Origin of the sequence: Microbacterium sp. zg-B96 (genome assembly GCF_030246865.1) — a bacterium.
In the GTDB taxonomy this organism is placed as follows: Bacteria; Actinomycetota; Actinomycetes; order Actinomycetales; family Microbacteriaceae; genus Microbacterium.
This window is the reverse complement of record NZ_CP126738.1, coordinates 2,389,349-2,411,173: the sequence shown is the minus strand read 5'-3', so window position 1 is coordinate 2,411,173 and position 21,825 is coordinate 2,389,349. Positions and strand designations below refer to the sequence as shown.

Below are 21,825 nucleotides of genomic sequence, written 5' to 3'. Positions count from 1 at the left end.
GTCTCGGTTCAAGCTTTCGGGGCGCTGCCCGGTCCGGTGCGCGCACCGGACCGGGCAGCGGGTGGTCACTCCGTGACGATGAGGTCCACGGCGGCGTTGACCTTCTCGCGCAGCGAGTCGGAGATCGGTGCGCTGCCGGCGGCGGCGGCCGCGGCATCCTGGCCTTCGGCGCTGGCGACGAACTGCAGGTAGCCCTTGACGATCGGGGCGACCGCGGTGTCGACGTAGTCCTGGCAGGCGATCATGTAGCTGATGAGCACGATCGGGTAGACGCCGGCGGCCTGGGTGGTGCGGTCCAGCGCGATGGCGAGGTCGCCGGGTTCGCGGCCGTCCTCGAACGGGGAGGCGTCGGCGACGGCGGCTGCGGCCTCCGGCGAGTACTCGACGAATTCGTCGCCGACCTTGATCGCGACCGTGGACAGGCCCTCTTCGCTGGCGCGCGACGCGTCGGCGTAGCCGATGGTGCCGTTGCCGCCGCTGACGGCGGACACGACGCCCGAGGTGCCCTGGGCCGCCTCGTTGACGCCGCCGGTGCTGGGCCAGACGCCGTCCGGCTCCCAGGTCCACGTGTCGGGGGCGGCCTGGAACAGGTAGTCGGTGAAGTTCTCGGTGGTGCCGGAGTCGTCGGCGCGGTGCACGACGGTCACGGCCTGGTCCGGCAGCGTCGCGTCGGGGTTGAGCGCGGCGACGGCGGGGTCGTTCCAGTTCGTGATCTTGCCGGAGAACAGGCCCGCGAGGGTGGCGGCATCCAGGTCGAGGCTGTCGACGCCTTCGACGTGGAAGATGACGGCGATGGGCGAGATGTAGGTGGGCAGCTGGACGATGCTGGTGCCGTCGACGCAACCGTCGAACGTGTCGGCGAGTTCCTCGGTCGTGAACGGGCGGTCGGAGCCGGCGAACGCGACCGCGCCGGCCTGGAACGACTCGCGGCCGGCGCCGGAGCCCGCGGCGTCGTAGGTGACCTCGACGTCGGGGTTGGCCTGCTGGAAGCCGGCGGTCCAGGCCTGCACGGCGACTTCCTGCGACGAGGCGCCGGAGCCGGCGATCGTGCCGGAGAGGGCCGAGGAGCTTTCCGTGGATTCGGGCGCGCGTTCGTTGGCCGCGCAAGCGGTGAGGGTCAGAGCGGCGACGGCGACGAGAGCGCCGGCCTGGGCGAAACGGGAGAGCTTCACTGTGTGATCCTTCGGATGTCGGAGTGGCGGGCCCGGTGCAGGGCACGCCCCGACGCTAGAGAGCGACTCTTACGAGAGTGCGCTGTCTGGGTGAACGAAAGGTGAACGCCCCCGCCGCCGCTGCCGAGTGAGTATTGCCGCTGCCGAGTGAGTATTGCCGCTGCCGAGTGAGTATTGCTGCTGCCGAGTGAGTACTCGGAGGCGCGCGAGTACGCACTCGCGCGAGTACTCACTCGAGACGACGAATACTCACTCGGCAGCGCGAGTACTCACTCGAGACGACGAATACTCACTCGGCAGCGCGAGTACTCACTCGAGACGACGAATGCTCACTCGGCGGCGCGAATGCTCACTCGGGGGACGGCTTCGGGTCGTGGGTCTCGATCGCGACGATGCCGGAGCCCGGGTTCGTCGCGGACAGGTGCACGACCGAGAACGACGCGACCTCCAGCGCCGACGCGCTTCCCAGGTACGAACCCCGCATGGTGCCGGTCGCGAGCGCGATCTCGGTCAGGATGTCGGGAAGCACCGGGCCGTGGCTGCACAGCAGGGTGGGCTTGCGGGCCCGCACCCGCGCCCCCACGACGGCACGCGGGTCGGAGCGGCCCTCCTCCCACGCATCCTGGCTGATCGCTTCGCTGCGTTCGATCCGACGCTCCAGGGATGCCGCGAGCGGCGCGACCGTGGCCACACACCGTTCCGCGGGGCTGGTGACGACCCGCATCACCCCGAACGCGCTCAACGGCCCGACCAGCGCCGCGGCCTGCCGGGCGCCCTTCTTCGACAGCGGCCGCTTCGCGTCGGCCTTGGTCCACTTCTCCCGGGCCACCGCCTTGGCATGGCGCAGCACGATCAGCGGGAACGTCTCCAGCACCCCGTCGTCGACCAGACGCTCGAACCCGTCGAGGATCTCGATGTCCACCGGGTAGCTCAACAGCCCGCGCGCCTTCTTCAGGGTCGCCCACTCCAGCGCGGCGATCTCCTTGTTGGGCACGAAGACGGAGGCCCGGATCGCCGGCTCCGTCGCCTGCGCCGACCAGTAGTGCACGATCTTCTGCTTCTTGCTGGGCAGGCTGTATCGCGACACCCCCAACGCGACCCCGAGGGAGACACGGATGCCGGTCTCCTCGTGGATCTCGCGCACCGCGGTCTCGGCGAGTGTCTCGCCCGGGTCGACCTTGCCCTTGGGGAGGGTGACGTCGCGGTAGCGGGTGCGGTGGATCAGCAGCACCAGCAGCTTGCCGTCGACGACACGCCAGACGACACCGCCGGCGGCGTAGATCGCCGTATCGGTCATCGCACCGCCCGCACGCGTCGACGCCGCTGCACGGACGCCATGGTCTTGTCCTGCAGGTCGGCCAGCGGCTTGCCGGTGCTGCTCAGGTGGTGACGGGCCCAGGCGCCGTCCGGCTCCAGATGCCACGAGCTGGTGCGGTCGCTCATGGCCAGGTCGAACAGGTCGACCAGTTCCTTCACATGGGCGGACTCGGTCACCCGCACCAGCGCCTCGACGCGGCGGTCGAGGTTGCGGTGCATCATGTCGGCGCTGCCGATGAAGACCTGCGGGTCGCCGTCGTTGTGGAACGCGAAGATGCGCGAGTGCTCGAGGTAGCGGCCCAGGATGCTGCGCACGGTGATGTTGTCGCTCACCCCGTCCAGCCCGACCTTGATCGAACAGATGCCGCGCACCCACACGTCGACCTTCACGCCGGCCTGGCTCGCGCGGTAGAGGGCGTCGATGATCTGCTCGTCGACCATGGAGTTGACCTTGATGCGCACCGACGCGGGTTTGCCGTTCTGCGCATTGCGCCGCTCCGCGTCGATGAGGCGCAGCAGCCCCTTGCGCAGGTGCAGCGGGGCCACGAGCAGGCGCTTGAACTTCTTCTCGATCGCGTAGCCGCTGAGCTCGTTGAACAGACGTGTGAGGTCCCGGCCCACCAGCTCGTCGGTGGTGAACAGCCCGAAGTCCTCGTAGAGCCGGCTGGTCTTGGGGTTGTAGTTGCCGGTGCCGATGTGGCTGTAGCTGCGCAGCGCCCCGTCTTCGTCGCGGATGACGTGCAGCAGCTTGCAGTGCGTCTTCAGACCCACCAGGCCATACACGACGTGCACGCCGGCCTTCTCGAGCTTGCGGGCCCAGACGATGTTGGCGGCCTCGTCGAATCGGGCCTTGACCTCCACCAGCGCCAGCACCTGCTTGCCCGCCTCGGCGGCGTCGATGAGCGCCTTCACGATGGGGCTGTCACCGGAAGTGCGGTACAGCGTCTGCTTGATCGCGAGCACGTGCGGGTCCTTGGCCGCCTGCTCGAGGAACGCCTGCACGCTCGTGGTGAACGACTCGTACGGGTGGTGCACCAGCACGTCGCCCTGGCGGATCGCGGCGAACATGTCGGCGCGGCCGTTCTGCTCGTTCGGCTGGAACGCCACCGCCGTGGTGGGCACATGCGGCGGGTAGTGCAGGTCGGGCCGGTCGATGCGGGACAGGTCGAACAGTCCGCGCAGATCCAGCGGCCCGGGCAGGCGATAGACCTCCTGCTGGGTGATGTCCAGCTCGCTGATCAGCAGATCCAGCGTGAGGTCGTCCATGTCGTCGCCGACTTCCAGGCGGATGGGCGGCCCGAAGCGGCGCCGCAGCAGCTCGGCCTCCAGCGCCTGGATGAGGTTCTCGGTCTCGTCCTCTTCGATCACGACGTCTTCGTTGCGGGTGAGCCGGAACGCGTGGTGGTCGAGGATCTCCATTCCGGGGAACAGGTCCTTGAGGTTGTGCGCGATCAGGTCCTCCAGCGGCAGGTAGCGCACCGTCTGACCGTCGGCGCGGACCTGCACGAACCGGGGGAGCATCGGCGGCACCTTCAGCCGGGCGAACTCCTGCCGCCCGGTGCGGGCATTGCGGATGCGGATCGCGAGGTTCAGCGACAGCCCCGAGATGTACGGGAAGGGGTGCGCCGGATCCACGGCCAGCGGCATCAGCACCGGGAACACCTGACCCTGGAAGTAGTCGTACAGCAGGGTGCGCTCGCCGTCGCTCAGGTCATGCCACGAGACGATGTCGATGCCGGCATCCGCCAGCGCGGGACGCACGAGGGTCGTCCAGGCGTCGGCGTGGCGCACCTGCAGCGCGTGCGCTTCGGCGGAGATGTCGGTGAGCACGTCCAGCGGCGCGCGCCCGACGTTGGTCGGAATGGCCAGCCCGGTCACGATGCGGCGCTTGAGGCCGGCGACGCGAACCATGAAGAACTCGTCGAGGTTGCTGGCGAAGATCGCGAGGAAATTCGCCCGCTCCAGCACCGGAATGGCCGGATCCTCCGCCAATTCCAGCACTCGGCGGTTGAACGCGAGCCAGCTGATCTCCCGGTCCTGGTAGCGATTTTCCGGCAGTTGCAGGTCATACGTCTCGACGGCCTGGTCGAAGTCGTCGTCGTCTGCGTCCCCGAGGCCGCTGTCGAGTGCTTCGGTGTGGATCATCAGCCCATCATGTCAGGGCGTTGCGGCAGGAGGGGGAACGGATGCCGCCGCGTCACGCCTGCGAGCGCTCGCGCGGAGCGGGCACCTGATCGTCCTCATACACGTTGAAGCGGTACCCGACGTTGCGCACGGTGCCGATGAGCTGCTCGAGGTCGCCGAGCTTGGCGCGCAGGCGCCGCACGTGCACATCGACGGTGCGCGTGCCGCCGAAGTAGTCGTAGCCCCACACCTCGCTCAGCAACTGCTCGCGCGTGAACACCCGCGAGGGGTGCGTCGCGAAGAAGTGCAGCAGCTGGAACTCCTTATAGGTCAGATCCAGCGGTTTGCCGTGCACCTTCGCGGAGTAGGAGGACTCATCGATCGTGATGCCGGAGGTCTGGATGCGGGTGGAGACCTGCTCCGCCGACTGCCGTCCCACCGCCAGGCGCACCCGTGCGTCGACTTCGGCCGGTCCCGCCGTGACGAGGATGACGTCGTCGATGCCCCAGTCGGTGGACACCGCGGTCAGGCCGCCCTCGGTCACCACGAGCACGAGCGGGGCGTCGAGCCCGGTGGTGGTGAGGATCTTGCACAGTGACTTCGCGCCGACCAGATCGATACGGGCATCCACGAAGATGACATCGGCGCTGGGGGCGTTCACCAGTTGCGCGGGCTCCGCGGGGATCTGGCGCACGCGGTGGCTCAGCAGTTCGAGCGCAGGCAACACGGCAGTGCCGCCAGGCGCGGAACTCAGAACGAGTAGCTGGGCCAACAGAGGATCCTCCCCGCGGCGCGGCGGGCCGCGTCGTGCCCCCATCTTAGGGTGCCGTCGCCGCACCGATCGCACGCACAGCCAGAAGGGGGTGCGGTGGTCCACAATGGTGAGATGTCCATTCCCGAACTCGCCCCGCGGCGCACCTTCGGCGGCATCGTCGCCGTGTGGGCGGTCGCGGCCGTTGCCGCCGTGGTGATCGGCGTGCTGTCCCCGCCGGAGTGGCGGTCGGCGTGGGTGACGGTGGCGCTGGGCGGATGCCTGGTGCTCGCGTTCGCCGTGCAGCTGTTCTACGGCCGGTCGCAGCAGTTCACCGAGCGCATGGCGGTCAGCGTCCTCGGCGCACTGCTGGTGATGGGGCTCATCGGCCTGGGGTTCGGGCTGGCGACCCTCGTTCCGGCGTAGAGTGCTACCTATGGATCTCTTCGCCCTCGAGATGTTCTTCGTCGGTCTGCTCGGCCTGGCCGGCCTCGCGATCGCTTTCGTATCCGGCGTGGTGCTGAAGAACCTCTACCGCGGCCAGCGCTGACGGCGGCGCCGTGCTCGAGCTGCCGACCGATCTACCAGCGGACCTCGTCCCGCTGTCCTGGCTGCTCGGCGTCTGGGAGGGCACCGGGGTCATCGACTACGAATCCGGTGACGGCCGTCGCCTGGAGGGCGAGTTCGCCCACCGCGTGAGCTTCAGCCACGACGGTGGCGACTACCTCAACTACTCCGCCGACGCCTGGCTGCTCGGCGACGTGCGACTGCCGCTGGTGGCGGAGACCGGTTTCTGGCGGCTCGGCCGCCCCGCGAGCGACGCCGACGCCGGCCCCGGGCTGCTACCTGCCACCGCGGACCCGGTCGTGCGCACCGTCGACGATGTCGAGGCGCTGCGCACCGAGGAGGGCGGCTTCGCCATCGAGGTGTCGATCGTGCACTCCGACGGCGTCAGCGAGCTGTACCTCGGGCAGGTGCGCGGTCCCCGCATCGACATCGCGACGGATGCCGTGATGCGTTCGGCATCCACCAAGCCCTATGCCGCAGCGACGCGCATGTACGGACTGGTCGAGAACCACCTGCTGTGGGCCTGGGACATCGCTGCGCTCGGTGCCCCGCTGGCCTCCCACGCGTCGGCGCGTCTGGCCAGGGTGCAGTGATGACCGATCCGTTCACCGCCGTCCCCGGCGCTGTCGTCGACGACGGCCGCCTGGTGCACCTCGGTGCGCCCACCACGGAGCAGCGTTCCCTCGCGCAGGGCACCGCCGTCGCGCCGCTGGGCGACCGCAGCGTGCTCGCCGTGACCGGCGAGGACCGGCTGTCGTGGCTGGATTCGCTGTCTTCGCAGGCACTGACCGCACTGGCGGCGGGGGAGAGCACCGAGTTGCTGATCCTCGACCCGCGGGGTCACGTCGAGCACGCGGCATCCGTCGTCGATGACGGCGAGACCACGTGGCTCATCGCCGACGCCCCGGATGCCGCGGGGCTGCTGGCCTGGCTGACGCGCATGCGCTTCCGGTTGCGGGTGGCGCCGCGGGACGCCTCGGACGAGGTCGCCGTCATCGGCGGGACCGCCGCCGCGGTGGCCCGGGCCGTGCCCGACGCCCTCGCGGTGTGGGTGGACCCGTGGCCGCAGGTGGGCGCCGGCGGCTGGGGTTACGCCCCCGCCGAACCGCACCCCGGTGCCGAGCGCGACTGGAGCGAGGCGATCGTGCCCCGCGCGGCGCTGCAGCGGCTCGCCGACGCTGCGATCGCAGGCGAGATCGCGCTGGCGGGAACGCTGGCCGCCGACGCGCTGCGGGTCGCCGCGTGGCGTCCGCGTGCCGTGAACGAGGGGGGCGAGCGCACCCTGCCGCACGAGGCCGATTGGCTCCGCACCGCCGTGCACCTGAACAAGGGCTGCTACCGCGGTCAGGAAACCGTCGCGAAGGTGCACAACCTGGGCCACCCGCCTCGGCGCCTGGTCGCGCTGCAGCTGGACGGCAGCGATGCGATGCTCCCCGAACGCGGTGCCGCGGTCCGCCGCGACGGCGACGCGATCGGCGAGGTCACCTCGGTCGCCCACCACTATGAAGAGGGGCCGATCGCGCTCGCCTTCGTCAAGCGCTCGGTGCCGCTGGATGCCGCACTCACCGTCGACACCCCCGACGGCGTCATCGCCGCCGCGCAGGAGACGATCGTGCCGCCCGACGCCGGCGCCACCGCCGCCGTGCCGCGCCTGCCGCGGCTGTCGCGCCGCCGCTGACCCGCGCCCGCGTCAGCTGACCCGAGCCCGCGTCAACGCGGAGCGACCGCGTCCCACGGCACGGTGACCTCGCCGAGACGCCACCGCCCCGGCGCCTGCACCGGCCAGCCGGAATCGACCATCGCCTGCAGCGCCGTGCGCCAGCGGTGCACCGGTCCGAACGGGGAGACGACGGCGGCCTGATCCCAGTGCCGGTCCAGCGCCGTGAACAGGTCGTGCACGCGTTCGCCGGGCACGTTGCGGTGGATCAGCGCCTTCGGCAGCCGCTCGGCGGCGATCGACGGCTGCAGCAGTCCCGGCAGGCGCAGCGAGATGGTGAGGGAGCGCGGCGCGGCATCCGCCCCCACCTCGATCCACGTACACACCCGGCCGATTTCGTCGCAGGTGCCTTCCACCAGGATGCCGCCGGGCGCGAGCCGCGCGGTCATGCGGCGCCAGGCGCCGGCGACGTCGGCCTCGTCGTACTGCCGCAGCACGTTGAACGCGCGCACGACGGTCACCGGGCGCGGCGCGGGCACTTCGAAACCGCCGCGCGCGAACGACACCCGGGCATCGGGGGCGAAAGTGCCCAGCCCCGCCCGCACCTCGGCCAGCTGGGCGTTGGCCCGCGCGACCCGGCCCGGGTCGATCTCGAGCCCCAGCACCTCGACGCCGGGGCGCAGGAGTCGCAGCCGGGCCTCCAGCTCGAACGCCGTCACTCCGCTGGCGCCGTAGCCGAGATCGACCACGAGCGGGTCGGCGGACGCCCGCAACGAGGGGTGGCGGGCGATCCACCGGTCGACGCGGCGCAGGCGATTGGTGTTCGTGGTTCCGCGCGTGATCTGCCCGACCGGGGTGGACATGATCCGCCCGGCCGGGCTGGGTTTCATACGGCCATCATCTCAGGTGCCGTTGAGAGGCCCCCGAGTAGGATTGCCCTATGACCGAGCCCTATACCCTCATCTTGCTCCGACATGGCCAAAGCGAGTGGAATGAGCTGAATCTGTTCACCGGATGGGTCGATGTGCGCCTCACGGCGCAGGGGAAGGCAGAGGCCCAGCGCGGTGGCGAGCTCATGGCCGAAGCGGGCCTGCTGCCGGACATCCTGCACACCTCGGTGCTCAGCCGCGCCATCCAGACCGCCGACATCGCGCTGGATGCCGCCGACCGGCTGTGGATCCCCGTGAAGCGCTCGTGGCGCCTCAACGAGCGTCACTACGGCGCGCTGCAGGGCAAGGACAAGGCGCAGACGCTCGCCGAGTTCGGCCAGGAGCAGTTCATGCTGTGGCGCCGTTCGTTCGACGTGCCGCCGCCGCCCCTGTCCGCCGACAGTGAGTTCAGCCAGGCGAACGACCCGCGCTACGTCGGCATCGACGGGGACATCCCCGACACCGAGTCGCTCAAGCTCGTCATCGACCGCCTGCTGCCGTACTGGCACGACGAGATCGTCCCCGACCTGCAGACCGGCAAGACCGTGCTCGTCACGGCGCACGGCAACTCGCTGCGCGGGCTCGTGAAGCACCTTGAGGGAATCAGCGACGACGACATCGCGCAGCTGAACATCCCCACCGGCATCCCGCTGGTCTACCGCCTCGGCGCCGACTTCACCCCGGTCGCACCGGGCGAGTACCTCGACCCGGAGGCTGCTGCCGCGGGAGCAGCCGCCGTGGCCGCGCAGGGCAAGAAGTAACAGCCACAAACGACGAGGGACGGATGCCGCGTGGCATCCGTCCCTCGTTGTTTCTCACCGACCTCACGCAATGGACGGTTCGGTCGTCGCGTACGTCCCTCGATCGCCCGGAGGACGGCACGGATGTGACGACTGAAGGCGACTGACCCGGCGCCGGAGCTCGCAGGCGCTCTCCGCCCGCGCACTAGGTGCTGGGGCCGCGTGGTCAGACGTGCTGCTGCGCGCGCAGCATCTCCAGCGTCTCGGTGTCGGGGGTCCAGTCGCCCGTGGCGAGGTAGAGCACCTTCTTCGCGACCGACTCGGCGTGATCGGCGAACCGCTCGTGGTAGCGGCTGGCGAGCGTGGCATCCACCGTCGCTGCCGCCTCGCCCTGCCAGTTATCGCTCAGCACCTTCTCGAACACCGAGATGTGCAGGTCGTCGAGCTTGTCCTCCGCGGTGCGGATCTGCTCGACCAGTGCGAGGTCTTCGGTGCGCAGCAGCTCGGTCAGCAGGCGGGCGACCTCGACATCGAGCTCGCCCATCTTGATGAACGTGTTCTTCAGGCCGCGCGGGATCGCGCGCTCCGGGAAGCGCATGCGGGTGAGCTGGGCGATGTGCTCCGCGATGTCGCCCATGCGCTCCAGCGATGCCGACACCCGCAGGGCCGCCACGACGATGCGCAGGTCTCGCGCCACCGGCTGCTGACGCGCCAGGATCTGAATCGCCAGCTCGTCCAGGGCGATCGCCTTGTCGTCGATGACCTGATCGGCTTCGATGACCTCTTCGGCCAGGCCCACGTCACTGGCGCTGAATGCGCGCGTCGCCTTGTCGATGGCCACCGTGACGAGCTCGGAGATCTCGACGAGACGTCCCTGAACGTCCTCGAGGGACTGATGGAAAACTTCGCGCATGGCTGCACCTTCCTTGTCGCGGTGCGCAGCACCGCTCTGGCCGCGCGGCCGACGTCGTTCGCGGGCTCGGCGATTCTTGTCGGCGAAGGTTAACGAACGGTGCCGCGGGAGTGAATTGTATCTCGCGCGCATCCGGGACCGTCGGATGCCGACGGAGCGGCGGCGCGGGGCACGCTTACGCTGGAGTCATGGACTCGCTGCAGCTTGCGCTGCTTGCCCTGCTGGTGGGGATGATCGTCGGCGTTTCAGTGGCGATGCTCATCGCGCTGGCGCTGCGCGCCCGGGACCGCGCGTTGGCGATGGGTTCCTCGCACATCCCCGAGGGCGTACATGCCGTGCTCGGCGGCATGGAAGACATCGCCGTCATCGTGGATGCCTCGTTCACGATCGTCGCCGCGTCCGCCGCGGCGCAGATGTTCGGGATGACGGAGGGCGTCGCGGTGACCAGCCCCGAGCTGCGTGCGCTGGTGCGCGGGGCGCGCACGACCGGTCGACCCCACAACGAGACGCTGCGGCTCGGTCGCAGCGCCCCGCTGGCGCCCACGCGGCTGGTCACAGCGCGGGCGAGCGTGGTGACACCGCGCCTGGTGCTGCTGATCGTGCGCGACATCAGCGAGCGCGAGCGGGTGGAGGACATGCGCCGCGACTTCGTCGCCAACACCAGTCATGAGCTGAAGACGCCGGTGGGTGCGGTCATGCTGTTGTCCGAAGCGATCGAGTCCGCCGCCGACGACCCCGCGCAGGTGCGGGCCTTCGCCGGTCGGTTGCACGCGGAGGCGGCGCGGCTGGGGCAATTGACCGGCAGGATCCTGAACCTGTCGCGGTTGCAGGCATCCGACCAACTCGCCGAAGTGCGCGACGTCGCCATCGACCAGGTGGTCGCCGCAGCGATCGACGCGCATCAGACGCAGGCGGAGGCCGCCGAAGTGGAACTGGTGCGCGGCGGCGACCGCGGCCTGTTCGTACGAGGTGATGCGCAGATCCTCGCCGAAGCGGTGGGAAACCTGGTGGCCAATGCGATCGCGTACTCGCCGGCCGGTTCCCGCGTGGGCATCGGGGTGAAGGCGGTCGACGGCGTCGTGGAGATCGCGGTGACCGATCGTGGCATCGGCATTCCCGAGGGCGAGCAGGACCGCGTGTTCGAACGGTTCTACCGCGCCGATCAGGCCCGCTCCCGCCGCACCGGCGGCACCGGACTGGGACTGTCGATCGTCAAGCACGCCGTGCAGCGCCACGGCGGCGACGTGCGGCTGTGGTCACGGCCGGGGCAGGGATCCACCTTCACGATCCGGTTGCCGCGTTCCGAGCCGCCCGCGCCCGATGCCCAGCAGCGTAAGAAGAGGACCAGGTCCACACCCGACCGGGCCCCCGTGGCGAATGGAGAACACCGATGACCCGTGTGCTGATCGTGGAGGACGAGCCGGATCTGGCCGACCCTCTCGCCTACCTGTTGCGCCGCGAGGGCTTTGAGGTGGACATCGCCGAGGACGGCCACCGGGCGCTGGAGCTGTTTCAGGCCAACGGCGCCGACATCGTCCTGCTGGACCTGATGCTGCCGGGGATCCCGGGCACCGAGGTGTGCCGGCAGATCCGCACGACCTCGGCGGTGCCGATCATCATGCTCACCGCCAAGGACGCCGAGGTCGACATCGTCGTGGGGCTGGAACTGGGCGCGGACGACTACGTCACCAAGCCGTACTCGTCGCGTGAACTGCTCGCCCGAATGCGGGCGGTGCTGCGCCGCAGCGCGTCCCAGGACGTCGACCTGGATGAGCGGGTGCTCACCGGGGGCCGGGTCACCGTCGATCTCGACCGGCACGCGGTGGCGGTGGACGGCAAGGAGATCAGCATGCCGCTGAAGGAATTCGAGCTGCTCGAAGTGCTGATGCGCAACGCCGGACGGGTGCTCACGCGGGGTCAGCTGATCGACCGGGTGTGGGGGAGCGACTACTACGGCGACACCAAGACGCTCGACGTGCACATCAAGCGCATCCGCTCGCGCATCGAGGAGAACCCGAGCGAGCCGGTGATGCTGGTCACCGTGCGGGGGCTCGGGTACCGCTTCGAAGCGTGACCGCCTGGTCAGTCGGTGATGAACTGGTCCTCGACCGGCACGAACTCCGAGTAGTACGGCAGCGCGCCGTCGAGCACGGGGATCTCCACCCGGGCGCCTTCGGCGCCGCCTGACTGCACCCCGATCGGCGTGGTCGCGCCGGGCGGAGTGTCGAGCTCGGCGATCAGCAGCGGGTCCTCGTCGACGCCGAGGGTCACGGCAGTGCCGCCATCGAGCAGCCAGACACCGATGTCACCGTTCTCGAATCCGATGTTGACCGTCTGCGGCTCGGTCGAGGTGTTCACCAACGACGCGATGAAGTTGCCGGCCGAGCCGTCTTCGTTCGCGATGATCATCGCGTTGCGCACGTCGACGGGGCCCGAGTCGGGCACGTTGACGCCGTCAGAGGGGGAATAGGTGATCGTGGTCGCCTGCGGGGCGATCATGTTGCAGCCGGTCGCTCCCAAGACGACGGCGGCACCCATAGCGAGCGACGCGAGCAGGCGCGATTTCACGGTTCCTCCTGGAGAGCAGACGGCAATCTGAGCAGTCTACGCGGTGCCCGAGGATCGCCCGCGAACCGCGGGAAGCCGCCCGCCGGAGAACCTTAGCGTATGGGGGCTGTGGTATCCTAGAGGTTGCCGAAAGGACACAGCTGCATGCTTTTTGAGGTTGGCGAGACGGTGGTTTACCCGCACCACGGGGCCGCGACGATCATTGAGGTCAAAGAACGAGTCATCAAGGGTGAGACGAAGAAGTATCTCAAACTGAACGTGACCCAGGGCGACCTGATCATCGAGGTGCCGGCGGACAACGTCGACCTGGTGGGCGTTCGCGACGTGATCGGTCAGGAAGGCCTGGACCGCGTTTTCGAGGTGCTGCGCGCCCCGTTCACGGAGGAGCCCACCAACTGGTCACGCCGGTACAAGGCGAACCTTGAGAAGCTCGCCTCCGGCGATGTCATCAAGGTCAGCGAGGTCGTCCGCGACCTGTGGCGCCGGGATCAGGACCGCGGCTTGTCCGCTGGTGAGAAGCGCATGCTGGCCAAGGCCCGCCAGATCCTCATCTCCGAGCTCGCGCTCGCAGAGAAGACCGACGAAGAGCGCGCCGGCCTGGTGCTCGACGAGGTCCTCGCAAGCTGACGCCGCCCGGTAGGTTCGAGGCGTGAACATCACGCCCGTTCCCCGTGTCGCGGTGATCGTCGTCGCCGCCGGCTCAGGCACTCGCCTGGGATCCGGCGGACCGAAGGCGTTCGTCGGGCTCGACGCTCATACGATCCTGCGCCACTGTCTGCACGGCGTCTTCGCCGCGCCGTCGGCGCAGGTGATCGTCGTCGCGCCCGCGGGGCGTGAAGGCGACGCTCTCACCGACGCCCTCGAGGCCGCCGGCGATCGCCGCGACCTCGTGCACGTCGTCACCGGCGGAGCGACCCGGCAGGCTTCGGTCGCCGCGGGCCTGCACGCCGTCTGGCCCGACGTGGAGATCGTGCTCGTGCACGACGCTGCCCGCGCGCTCACGCCGCCCGAGGTCTTCGACCGGGTCATCGCGGCGATCGACCAGGGCGCAGCCGGAGCCATCCCGGCGCTGCCGGTGGTCGACACCCTCAAGCGCGTCGAGGGTGACCGCATCGTCGCCGCCGTCGACCGCGCCGAGCTCGCTGCCGCGCAGACCCCGCAGGGGTTCCGCCGTGACCTGCTGGAGGCGGCCTACCGCGCGGCATCCACGGACTTCACCGACGACGCCGCGCTCGTGGCATCCGCCGGTCACCGCGTCGTGACCGTCGCCGGGTCCGAGCGCAGTTTCAAGATCACCACCCCCGCCGACCTCGAGCGCGCCCGCGGACTGCTTGCGCCGCTCGCGGCGGCGCACAGCGCGATCGACGCGCCCCCGCGCGCCCCACGGGTGGGGGTGGGCACCGACGTGCACGCGTTCGGCGGCGAAGGGGCGCTGTGGCTGGCCGGGCTGGAATGGCCGGGGGAGCAGGCGCTGTCGGGCCACTCCGACGGCGACGCCATCGCCCACGCAATCGTCGATGCGCTGCTGGCCGCCGCCGGGCTGGGCGACATCGGAACCCACTTCGGCACCGACCGTCCCGAATACGCCGGAGCGCACGCCGACGCCTTCCTCGCTCGCACCCGCGCGCTGCTGGGCGAGGCGGGCTGGGCCGTGGGGAACGTGTCGGTGCAGGTGCAGGCGAACCGCCCCCGGCTGTCCGCGCGCCGCGTCGAGGCCGAGGCCGCGCTGTCGGCCGCGCTCGGCGCCCCGGTGTCGGTGTCGGCGACGACGACCGACGGCCTGGGGTTCACCGGCACCGGCGACGGCGTCTCGGCGTTCGCGGTCGCCCTCGTCGTTCCGGTGTGAACGGTGTGAGCGGCGTCAGAGCTCGCGCGTGAAGAAGACCGACAACCGGTCTTCGACGTAGCCGTCGAACGGCCCGCACGGGGTGAAGCCCTCGCTGAGGTAGAGGCTCCGAGCCGCGACGAACTCGTCACCGGCTCCCGTCTCGAGCCACAGGCTGGTGAGGCCCTCGGCGCGCGCCGTCGCCATGATGTGGCGCACCAGCGCGCGTCCGACGCCGGTGCCCAGGTGCGCCGGCGCCACCCGCATCGACTTGATTTCACCGCGGGCGTCGTCCAGCCGCTTCAGGGCGCCGATCCCTGCGAGGTCATCGCCGACCCACGCCGACCACACCCGGATCGCCGGGTCCTGCAGCTGGTCGACGCCGAGCGCGTGCACGCTCTCCGGAGGGGTGTGCTGGTGCATGTCACCCAGGTGCGCGGCCACGAGGGCGCGCGTAGCCGCCCCGGTCAGGTCGTCGCTGCGGATCTCGAGCGTCATGGCTGCATCCCCTCCGTCATCCCTCCACGGCATACGGCTGCGGGTCCCTCGGTGCGCGGGAGCCCCACGCCAGCAGCACGAGTCCCACCGCCAGCACCACCAGCCCGCCCACGGCCAGCGCGCTGAGCCGTTCCCCGAGCAGTGCGACCCCCAGGATGCCGGCGGTCAGCGGCTCCGCGAGCGTCAGGGTGGCCGCCGTCGCCGCGGTCAGCCGCTGCAGACCCAAGGTGAACAGGGTGTACGCCACCGCGACGGTGGCCACCCCCAGCCACAGCGCCATCACCAGGCCGGTGGGGGTGAGCACCCACGACAGGTCGACGAACGGCAGCATCAGGATGCCGCAGGCGGCGGCCCCGGCGCCCATGGCCGCAGCGACCGTGAACGGGTCCCAGCCGGCATCCATCAGCCGTCGCTGCGCATTGGCGATGACGGCGAACGACGCCGCGGCCCCGAGCGAACCGAGCAGCCCCCAGGGATCCACACCCGCCGAGGCGCCCGCGCTGCCGCCGAACGCGAGCAGCACGACGCCGGTCGTCGCCAGTGCGGTCGCGGCCATCCAGGCCCGGCTGGGCAGCCGCCGGGTCAGCAGCCACTCCAGCGCGCCCGCCATCACCGGCGCCGACCCCAGCGCGATCACAGTGCCCACGGCGACGCCGTTGCGTTCGGTGCCGGCGAAGAACAGCGGCTGGTACAGCGCCAGGCACCCCCCGGTCGCCGCCATCAGCAGCAGGGCGCGGCGGTCGAGGGTGGGGCGCGGTGCCGCCGGTGTCACGCGGCGATGCCGGCGCGCGAGGGAGAAGGCGATGGCGGCGAGCCCCGCACCGCCGATCACCAGGCGCACCGCGCCGATGCCGAAGGGGGTCGCGTCGTCCGGTCCGAGCGCCTGCGAGGTGCCGGTCGTGCCGAACAGTACGGCGGCGGCGAGCACGGCGAGAACGGGAAGCACGCATCAGTTCTAGCCGATCGGTGTGTCGGCCTGATCACGGCGCCCCGGGGCGGGGTGGTGCCGCCGGTAGGCTGGTGCAGTGACGAACCGGGGATCGGGCGTGAAGCTCTACGACACGAAGACGCAGAAACTGCGCGACTTCGTCCCCGCCGACCCCGCCAACGTCACCGTCTACGTCTGCGGTCCCACCGTGCAGTCGGGTCCCCACATCGGGCACCTGCGCGGCGCGCTGAGCTTCGACATCCTGCGGCGGTGGCTCGCCCACCGCTTCGGGCGGGTCACCTTCGTGCGCAACGTCACCGACATCGACGACAAGGTGCTCGCCAACGCCACGCCCGCCGAGCCCTGGTGGGCGCTGGCGTACCGCATGGAACTGGAATTCACGCGTGCGTACTCGGTGATCGGCATCCTGCCGCCGACGTATGAGCCGCGTGCGACGGCGTCTATCCCGCAGATGCAGGAGATCATCGCCCAGCTCATCGCCGCCGGCCACGCCTACGCCGCCGGCGACGGCGCCGGCTCCGGGGACGTGTACTTCGACGTGCGCTCCTGGCCCGCCTACGGCGAGCTGACGCGGCAGTCGCTGGATGCGATGGAACCGGCCGCAGACGCCGACCCGCGTGGCAAGCGCGACCCCCGCGACTTCGCACTGTGGAAGGGCGCCAAGCCCGAGGAACCCGCGGATGCCGCGTGGGAGTCGCCGTGGGGACGCGGCCGGCCCGGCTGGCACATCGAATGCTCTGCCATGGCGCGGCGCTACCTCGGATCGTCGTTCGACATCCACGGCGGCGGCCTGGATCTGCGCTTCCCGCACCACGAGAACGAACTGGCCCAGTCCACCGCGGCGGGCGACGCGTTCGCCGGCTACTGGGTGCACAACGGCCTCGTGACCGTCGGTGACCAGAAGATGTCGAAGTCGCTGGGCAACTTCCTGCTCGCCGCTGACGTGCTCGGCAAGCGCGACCCGCTGGTGGTGCGGTACGCCCTCGCGGCGGCGCACTACCGCTCGAACCTCGACATCACGGATTCGTCCTTCGACGAGGCTGACGCCGCGCTCGATCGCATCCGCACCTTCCAGACCCGCGCGGCGCGCACGCTCGGCGCCGGCAGCTGGCTCACCGTGGCCGACCTGCCCGACGCCTTCACGGCGGCGATGGACGACGACCTCGGGGTGCCGCAGGCGCTCGCCGTAGTGCACGAGCACGTGCGGGCCGGAAACGCCGCACTCGACGCCGACGACCGTGACGCCGCCGCGCGAGCCGCGGTGCAGGTGGGACGCATGACGGGGCTGCTCGGACTCAACCCCGAAGACCCTCGCTGGGCCGCCGTCGACGGCGGGCCGACGGCATCCGCCCTCGACGCGCTCGTGCAGGCGATGATCACCCAGCGCGCTCAGGCGCGCACCGACAAGGACTGGCCAGCGGCCGACCGCATCCGCGATGCGATCGCCGCCGCCGGCATCACTCTGGAGGACACTCCGGACGGAACACATTGGAGTATCGATGGTTAAGCCAGGACGCCCCGGCGCAGGCAAGGGCAACAAGAAGGGCCCCACCAAGGGCACCGGCGGCAAGAACAAGCGTTCCCTGGAGGGGCGGGGTCCGACACCCAAGGCCGAGGACCGCGCCTGGCACCCCGCCGGCAAGCGCAAAGCCGCCGCGGAGCGCTACGCCGCCGCCGGCGGCAAGGGCACGCCCGCGTCCAAGACGGGTCCCCGTCGCGCCACCGGGCGCAAGGACGAAGACACCGAAACGGTCACCGGCCGCAACTCGGTGCTGGAGGCGCTGCGGGCCAAGATCCCCGCGACGGCGTTCTACATCGCCCAGCGGGTGGAGATGGACGACCGCGTCAAGGAGATGCTCTCGCTCGCCACCAACCGCGGCATCCCCGTGCTCGAGGTCACCCGCCCGGAGCTGGACCGCATGGCCGGGTTCGACGGCGTGCACCAGGGCGTCGCGCTGAAGGTCCCGCCGTACGAGTACGCGCACCCGCAGGACCTGCTGGAGGAGATCCTCGAGAAGGGGCAGACCCCGCTGCTGGTCGCCCTGGACGGCATCACCGACCCCCGCAACCTGGGCGCCATCATCCGCTCCACCGCCGCGTTCGGCGGGCAGGGCGTCATCGTCCCGCAGCGTCGCAGCGCGAGCGTCAACTCGGCCGCGTGGAAGACCAGCGCAGGCGCCGCCGCACGCACCCCCGTCGCGATGGCACCCAACCTCACGACCACGCTGAAGGAACTCAAGAAGCAGGGCCTGTTCGTGCTCGGGCTCGACGGTGCCGGCGACGTGTCGCTGCCGGACCTGCAGCTGGCCGACCGTCCGGTGGTCATCGTGGTGGGCTCCGAGGGCAAGGGCCTGTCGCGCCTCGTGACCGAGACCTGCGACCAGATCGTGTCGATCCCGATCTCGGCGGCGACCGAGTCGCTCAACGCCGGCATCGCGGCATCCGTCGCGCTGTACCAGGTGTCCGCGATGCGCTCCACGAAGGCCGGGGCATGACCCGCATCGCCGTCATCGGCGGCACCGGCTACGCCGGGCGCAACATCGTCGCCGAAGCGGTCGACCGCGGGCACACGGTGATCTCGGTCGCGCGCACGGTGCCGGGCGACCGCATCGAGGGTGCGACGTACCTGGAGGGCAACATCCTGGATGTGCCCTCGCTCGTCACGTCGCTGGAGGGTGTCGAGGTCGTCGTGGTGGCCACCTCGCCCCGCGGCGACATGGCCGGCAAGATGCGGGATGCCATCGCGCAGCTGGTCGCCGCACTGCCCGAAGACGTGCGGGTCGGCGTCATCGGCGGCGCAGGCGGGAGCCTGGTCGCTCCCGGTGGTCCCCGCCTGATCGACACCGACTTCCCCGAGGAGTACAAGGCGGAGTCGCTCGAGCTGATCGGCGTGCTGGAAGACCTGAAGGCGACGGATGCCGCCCGCGACTGGTTCTTCGTGCACCCCGCGGGCGCGTTCGGCGCCTGGAACGTGGGCGAGCGCACCGGAACCTATCGCGACGGCGGCGACGTGCTCGTCGTCGACGAGGCGGGGGAGTCGTTCATCTCCGGTCCCGACCTGGGCGTGGCGGTGCTCGACGAGATCGAGTCGCCGAAGCACCCGCGCGACCGCTTCACCGTGGGGTACTGACCCGCGAACCCGCGTGTGAGTGGCTTTGACCGCTCAGACCAGGTCGCGCCAGTCGACCGATTCTTCTTCGTCGTCGGTCACCGGGATGGCCGAGGTGGACATCAGGACCGACAGGGTCTCCGTCTCGGGGCCGACGACGGTCGCCTCGTCGCGGCGGTGACGCAGCACGTTCTCGATGTAGGACGTCAGCGTCTCGGCCAGCGGCACCGAGCGGCCCCGGCCCTGTGACATGTACCAGCGGTGCTCCAGCACCTGGTGGAACACCTCGGCGGGCTCGAGCTTGGCGCGCAGGTCCCACGGGATGGCCTTCACGACCGGCTCGAACACACGGGTGAGCCACTCGTGGGCCACCATGTCCTCGTCCGACCCCAGGCGGGAGACGCGGGCGGCGAACTCGTCGAGGTCGTTGAGCAGACGGCGGGCCTGGTTCTCTTCCACGTCCAGCCCGGTCAGCCGCAGCAGGCGTCGCTGGTGGTGCCCGGCGTCGACGACCTTCGGCTGGATCGACACCCGGGTGCCGTCGGCGGTGGACTGGATCGACATCTCGCCGATGTCGAAGCCGAGATCGTTGAGCCGGTTCACCCGTTCGGTGATGCGCCACGACTCGTTCGCGGCGAACGTCTCGCGGTCCGTCAGTGCAGCCCACAGGGAGTGGTAGGACGAGACGATGCCGTCGGCGATCGCCACGGCATCCACTCCGCCCTCCAGGCGTCCACCGGCCTCAAGATCCATGATCTCGCCGGCGATGTTGGTGCGCGCCACGTCGAGGTCGTGCTCGCGCTGACCGCGGGTGAGGCCGGATTCGTGCAGCTCACCCGTCTCGGCGTCGACGAGGTAGGCCGCGAACGCGCCGGCATCCCGGCGGAACAGCGTGTTCGACAGTGACACGTCACCCCAGAAGAACCCGACGTTGTGCAGGCGCACCAGCAGCAGCGCGAGGGCGTCGACCAGTCGGGACGCCGTGTCGGGGCGCAGCACCTGCGTGAACAGGGCGCGGTAGGGGAGGGAGAACTTCAGGTGCGCCGTGACGAGGGCAGCGGCGAGCGGTTCCCCGTTGTCATCGGTGCGCCCGTCGATGACGGCGACGCGGGAGACGCACGGCACGTCGAGCCGGGCGAGGTTGCCGAGCATCTCGTACTCGCGGCGCGCCATCTCGACCGTGGTCTCCTTGATCGCGACGACCCGGTTGGACAGGTTCGCGAAGCGCACCAGGTGCCGGGAGAGGCCCTTGGGAAGGAAGACGATGTGCTGGGAAGGCCAGTCGGCCAGCGGCGTGGACCACGGCAGGGTCAGCAGGCCTGGGTCGACCGAGCTCGCGGTGATGCTGAGGGCTGAGGGCAACGGGTACTCCTGGCGAAAACGACGCGGCGCGGGAGCCCTAAGGCTACCCGCGCCGCGCTGTATCTGGTCTGATCAGGCCGAGACGACCGGCTTGTCGTTGAGGCGCTCGCCCGACTCGATGTCGAACGCGTGCACGTGACCGGCCGTGGCCGCGAGGGTGACCGTCTCACCCGCGTTGGGGTGGTTGCGGCCGTCGACGCGTGCGACGAGGTCGGTGCGCTTGCCGTTGATCTCGGTGTGGCCGTACAGGTAACCGTCGGCGCCGAGCTCCTCGACGAGGTCCACCATGACTGAGAGGCCACGGCCGTCGGCGGGGCCGACGACGATGTCCTCGGGGCGGACACCCACGGTGACCTGGCTGCCGTTGGCGCGGCCGACGGTGTCGCGGTCGAGCGGCACGACCTCGTCACCGAAGCGCACGCCACCCTCGGCGAGGTCGGCGGCGAACAGGTTCATCGCGGGCGAGCCGATGAAGCCGGCGACGAACACGTTGTTCGGCTTCTCGTACAGGTCGCGCGGGGTGCCGACCTGCTGCAGGAGACCGTCCTTGAGCACCGCGATGCGGTCACCCATGGTGAGGGCCTCGGTCTGGTCGTGGGTCACGTAGACGGTGGTGACGCCCAGGCGGCGCTGGAGCGACGCGATCTGGGTGCGGGTCTGCACGCGGAGCTTGGCGTCGAGGTTCGACAGCGGCTCGTCCATGAGGAACACCTGGGGCTGACGCACGATGGCGCGGCCCATGGCGACGCGCTGACGCTGACCACCCGAGAGTGCCTTCGGCTTGCGGGTCAGGTACTCCTCGAGGTCGAGCAGCTTGGCGGCCTCGAGCACGCGGGCGGCGCGCTCTTCCTTGCCGACGCCGGCGATCTTCAGGGCGAAGCCCATGTTCTCGGCGACCGTCATGTGCGGGTACAGCGCGTAGTTCTGGAAGACCATCGCGATGTCGCGATCCTTCGGCGGGACGTCGGTCACGTCGCGGTCACCGATGAGGATGCGGCCCGAGTTGACCTCTTCGAGGCCGGCCAGCATGCGCAGCGACGTGGACTTGCCACAGCCGGAGGGACCCACCAGCACGAGGAATTCGCCATCGGCGACTTCGAGGTTCAGCTTGTCCACTGCGGGGCGCGTGCCTCCGGGGTACAAGCGGGTTGCGTTGTCGAAAGTGACAGTCGCCATGTTTTCTTCTCCTTCACCGGCAGGTACGTGCCGGACGATCCGTAGTGAAGTTGAGCGGGGCTTATTCCCGCGCGCCCGCCTTCGGGTGCGCGTTCAGTATGTCACGTCTGGGCTTTTCCCAGGCACTCTGACTAGCATCGATAACGCCGCGCATACCCGAGCGGCCCC

General features: G+C 70.2%; 22 protein-coding genes. 11 read left to right on the top strand and 11 right to left on the bottom strand.

Going from position 1 to position 21,825, the window contains the following annotated elements:
- Nucleotides 1-65 precede the first annotated feature (65 nt).
- The 4 genes from pstS to QNO11_RS11230 all read right to left on the bottom strand — a co-directional run bounded on the left by pstS (nt 66) and on the right by QNO11_RS11230 (nt 5,385).
- A complete protein-coding gene (gene pstS, locus QNO11_RS11245) occupies nt 66-1,172 on the bottom strand; it encodes a phosphate ABC transporter substrate-binding protein PstS (protein WP_257508190.1) in 1,107 nt (368 codons plus the stop codon).
- Between the two features lie 349 nt (nt 1,173-1,521).
- Entirely contained in the window at nt 1,522-2,469 is a 948-nt protein-coding gene (locus QNO11_RS11240) for an NUDIX hydrolase (RefSeq protein ID WP_257508191.1), read from the bottom strand.
- Nucleotides 2,466-4,634 (bottom strand): RNA degradosome polyphosphate kinase, encoded by a 2,169-nt coding sequence (locus QNO11_RS11235; protein WP_257508192.1) that lies wholly within the window; start codon nt 4,632-4,634, stop codon nt 2,466-2,468. The genes QNO11_RS11240 and QNO11_RS11235 overlap by 4 nt, the downstream gene beginning before the upstream one ends.
- 52 nt (nt 4,635-4,686) lie before the next feature.
- Complete coding sequence (locus tag QNO11_RS11230) at nt 4,687-5,385, bottom strand: response regulator transcription factor (protein WP_257508193.1); 699 nt, start codon at nt 5,383-5,385, stop codon at nt 4,687-4,689.
- Nucleotides 5,386-5,499: 114 nt separating this feature from the next.
- Between QNO11_RS11230 and QNO11_RS11225 the strand changes: the two genes are divergently transcribed.
- From QNO11_RS11225 to ygfZ, 3 genes are all read left to right on the top strand, one after another.
- Complete coding sequence (locus tag QNO11_RS11225) at nt 5,500-5,790, top strand: hypothetical protein (protein WP_257508194.1); 291 nt, start codon at nt 5,500-5,502, stop codon at nt 5,788-5,790.
- A 134-nt stretch (nt 5,791-5,924) separates the two neighbouring features.
- The gene (locus QNO11_RS11220; protein ID WP_257508195.1) at nt 5,925-6,524 is read left to right on the top strand and encodes a nitrobindin family protein; all 600 of its coding nucleotides are present in this window, start codon (nt 5,925-5,927) and stop codon (nt 6,522-6,524) included.
- Nucleotides 6,524-7,609: a CAF17-like 4Fe-4S cluster assembly/insertion protein YgfZ gene (gene ygfZ / locus QNO11_RS11215; protein WP_257508196.1), complete on the top strand. Its 1,086-nt coding sequence runs from the start codon at nt 6,524-6,526 to the stop codon at nt 7,607-7,609. The genes QNO11_RS11220 and ygfZ overlap by 1 nt, the downstream gene beginning before the upstream one ends.
- Before the next feature lie 32 nt (nt 7,610-7,641).
- Here the strand turns inward: ygfZ and QNO11_RS11210 are convergent, their stop codons facing one another.
- Nucleotides 7,642-8,478, bottom strand: coding sequence for a class I SAM-dependent methyltransferase (locus QNO11_RS11210; protein ID WP_257508197.1), 837 nt, complete (start codon nt 8,476-8,478; stop codon nt 7,642-7,644).
- A 50-nt stretch (nt 8,479-8,528) separates the two neighbouring features.
- Here QNO11_RS11210 and QNO11_RS11205 point away from each other — a divergent pair, with 50 nt between their 5' ends.
- On the top strand, nt 8,529-9,278 hold the full coding sequence (locus QNO11_RS11205) for a phosphoglyceromutase (protein ID WP_257508198.1): 750 nt from the start codon (nt 8,529-8,531) through the stop codon (nt 9,276-9,278).
- A gap of 205 nt (nt 9,279-9,483) precedes the next feature.
- On the opposite strand, the gene phoU is transcribed toward QNO11_RS11205, so the two are convergent.
- The gene (gene phoU, locus QNO11_RS11200; protein WP_257508199.1) at nt 9,484-10,170 is read right to left on the bottom strand and encodes a phosphate signaling complex protein PhoU; all 687 of its coding nucleotides are present in this window, start codon (nt 10,168-10,170) and stop codon (nt 9,484-9,486) included.
- Between the two features lie 188 nt (nt 10,171-10,358).
- On the opposite strand from phoU, the gene QNO11_RS11195 reads away from it, so the two are divergent.
- Nucleotides 10,359-11,564: a sensor histidine kinase gene (locus tag QNO11_RS11195; protein ID WP_257508200.1), complete on the top strand. Its 1,206-nt coding sequence runs from the start codon at nt 10,359-10,361 to the stop codon at nt 11,562-11,564.
- Complete coding sequence (locus tag QNO11_RS11190; protein WP_257508201.1) at nt 11,561-12,244, top strand: response regulator; 684 nt, start codon at nt 11,561-11,563, stop codon at nt 12,242-12,244. The genes QNO11_RS11195 and QNO11_RS11190 overlap by 4 nt, the downstream gene beginning before the upstream one ends.
- 8 nt (nt 12,245-12,252) lie before the next feature.
- On the opposite strand, the gene QNO11_RS11185 is transcribed toward QNO11_RS11190, so the two are convergent.
- Complete coding sequence (locus tag QNO11_RS11185; protein ID WP_257508202.1) at nt 12,253-12,738, bottom strand: DNA modification methylase; 486 nt, start codon at nt 12,736-12,738, stop codon at nt 12,253-12,255.
- Between the two features lie 144 nt (nt 12,739-12,882).
- On the opposite strand from QNO11_RS11185, the gene QNO11_RS11180 reads away from it, so the two are divergent.
- Nucleotides 12,883-13,365, top strand: coding sequence for a CarD family transcriptional regulator (locus QNO11_RS11180; RefSeq protein ID WP_257508203.1), 483 nt, complete (start codon nt 12,883-12,885; stop codon nt 13,363-13,365).
- 22 nt (nt 13,366-13,387) lie between these two features.
- A complete protein-coding gene (gene ispD, locus QNO11_RS11175; protein ID WP_257508204.1) occupies nt 13,388-14,584 on the top strand; it encodes a 2-C-methyl-D-erythritol 4-phosphate cytidylyltransferase in 1,197 nt (398 codons plus the stop codon).
- A 15-nt stretch (nt 14,585-14,599) separates the two neighbouring features.
- On the opposite strand, the gene QNO11_RS11170 is transcribed toward ispD, so the two are convergent.
- Together QNO11_RS11170 and QNO11_RS11165 are read right to left on the bottom strand one after the other, a co-directional pair.
- Nucleotides 14,600-15,061: a GNAT family N-acetyltransferase gene (locus QNO11_RS11170; RefSeq protein WP_257508205.1), complete on the bottom strand. Its 462-nt coding sequence runs from the start codon at nt 15,059-15,061 to the stop codon at nt 14,600-14,602.
- Nucleotides 15,062-15,077: 16 nt separating this feature from the next.
- Nucleotides 15,078-16,007, bottom strand: a complete 930-nt coding sequence (locus QNO11_RS11165; protein WP_257508206.1) for a DMT family transporter — start codon at nt 16,005-16,007, stop codon at nt 15,078-15,080.
- 79 nt (nt 16,008-16,086) lie between these two features.
- On the opposite strand from QNO11_RS11165, the gene cysS reads away from it, so the two are divergent.
- The 3 genes from cysS to QNO11_RS11150 are packed head-to-tail and all read left to right on the top strand — an operon-like array spanning nt 16,087 to nt 19,140.
- Complete coding sequence (gene cysS, locus QNO11_RS11160; protein WP_257508207.1) at nt 16,087-17,517, top strand: cysteine--tRNA ligase; 1,431 nt, start codon at nt 16,087-16,089, stop codon at nt 17,515-17,517.
- Nucleotides 17,510-18,505, top strand: a complete 996-nt coding sequence (rlmB, locus tag QNO11_RS11155; protein ID WP_257508208.1) for a 23S rRNA (guanosine(2251)-2'-O)-methyltransferase RlmB — start codon at nt 17,510-17,512, stop codon at nt 18,503-18,505. The genes cysS and rlmB overlap by 8 nt, the downstream gene beginning before the upstream one ends.
- A complete protein-coding gene (locus QNO11_RS11150; protein ID WP_257508209.1) occupies nt 18,502-19,140 on the top strand; it encodes an NAD(P)-dependent oxidoreductase in 639 nt (212 codons plus the stop codon). The genes rlmB and QNO11_RS11150 overlap by 4 nt, the downstream gene beginning before the upstream one ends.
- Nucleotides 19,141-19,173: 33 nt before the next feature.
- On the opposite strand, the gene QNO11_RS11145 is transcribed toward QNO11_RS11150, so the two are convergent.
- Together QNO11_RS11145 and QNO11_RS11140 are read right to left on the bottom strand one after the other, a co-directional pair.
- Entirely contained in the window at nt 19,174-20,481 is a 1,308-nt protein-coding gene (locus QNO11_RS11145) for a DUF4032 domain-containing protein (RefSeq protein WP_257508210.1), read from the bottom strand.
- Nucleotides 20,482-20,553: 72 nt separating this feature from the next.
- The gene (locus tag QNO11_RS11140; RefSeq protein WP_257508211.1) at nt 20,554-21,657 is read right to left on the bottom strand and encodes an ABC transporter ATP-binding protein; all 1,104 of its coding nucleotides are present in this window, start codon (nt 21,655-21,657) and stop codon (nt 20,554-20,556) included.
- Nucleotides 21,658-21,825 lie beyond the last annotated feature (168 nt).

Bases quoted from the DNA above. Each gene is read 5' to 3' on its own strand.
- QNO11_RS11180 (WP_257508203.1), top strand. From the start codon at position 12,883: ATGCTTTTTGAGGTTGGCGAGACGGTGGTTTACCCGCACCACGGGGCC.
- phoU (WP_257508199.1), bottom strand. From the start codon at position 10,170: ATGCGCGAAGTTTTCCATCAGTCCCTCGAGGACGTTCAGGGACGTCTC.
- QNO11_RS11195 (WP_257508200.1), top strand. From the start codon at position 10,359: ATGGACTCGCTGCAGCTTGCGCTGCTTGCCCTGCTGGTGGGGATGATC.
- QNO11_RS11150 (WP_257508209.1), top strand. From the start codon at position 18,502: ATGACCCGCATCGCCGTCATCGGCGGCACCGGCTACGCCGGGCGCAAC.
- QNO11_RS11205 (WP_257508198.1), top strand. From the start codon at position 8,529: ATGACCGAGCCCTATACCCTCATCTTGCTCCGACATGGCCAAAGCGAG.
- QNO11_RS11240 (WP_257508191.1), bottom strand. From the start codon at position 2,469: ATGACCGATACGGCGATCTACGCCGCCGGCGGTGTCGTCTGGCGTGTC.
- QNO11_RS11140 (WP_257508211.1), bottom strand. From the start codon at position 21,657: ATGGCGACTGTCACTTTCGACAACGCAACCCGCTTGTACCCCGGAGGC.
- ygfZ (WP_257508196.1), top strand. From the start codon at position 6,524: ATGACCGATCCGTTCACCGCCGTCCCCGGCGCTGTCGTCGACGACGGC.
- QNO11_RS11225 (WP_257508194.1), top strand. From the start codon at position 5,500: ATGTCCATTCCCGAACTCGCCCCGCGGCGCACCTTCGGCGGCATCGTC.
- QNO11_RS11235 (WP_257508192.1), bottom strand. From the start codon at position 4,634: ATGATCCACACCGAAGCACTCGACAGCGGCCTCGGGGACGCAGACGAC.
- QNO11_RS11190 (WP_257508201.1), top strand. From the start codon at position 11,561: ATGACCCGTGTGCTGATCGTGGAGGACGAGCCGGATCTGGCCGACCCT.
- QNO11_RS11170 (WP_257508205.1), bottom strand. From the start codon at position 15,061: ATGACGCTCGAGATCCGCAGCGACGACCTGACCGGGGCGGCTACGCGC.
- QNO11_RS11210 (WP_257508197.1), bottom strand. From the start codon at position 8,478: ATGAAACCCAGCCCGGCCGGGCGGATCATGTCCACCCCGGTCGGGCAG.
- rlmB (WP_257508208.1), top strand. From the start codon at position 17,510: ATGGTTAAGCCAGGACGCCCCGGCGCAGGCAAGGGCAACAAGAAGGGC.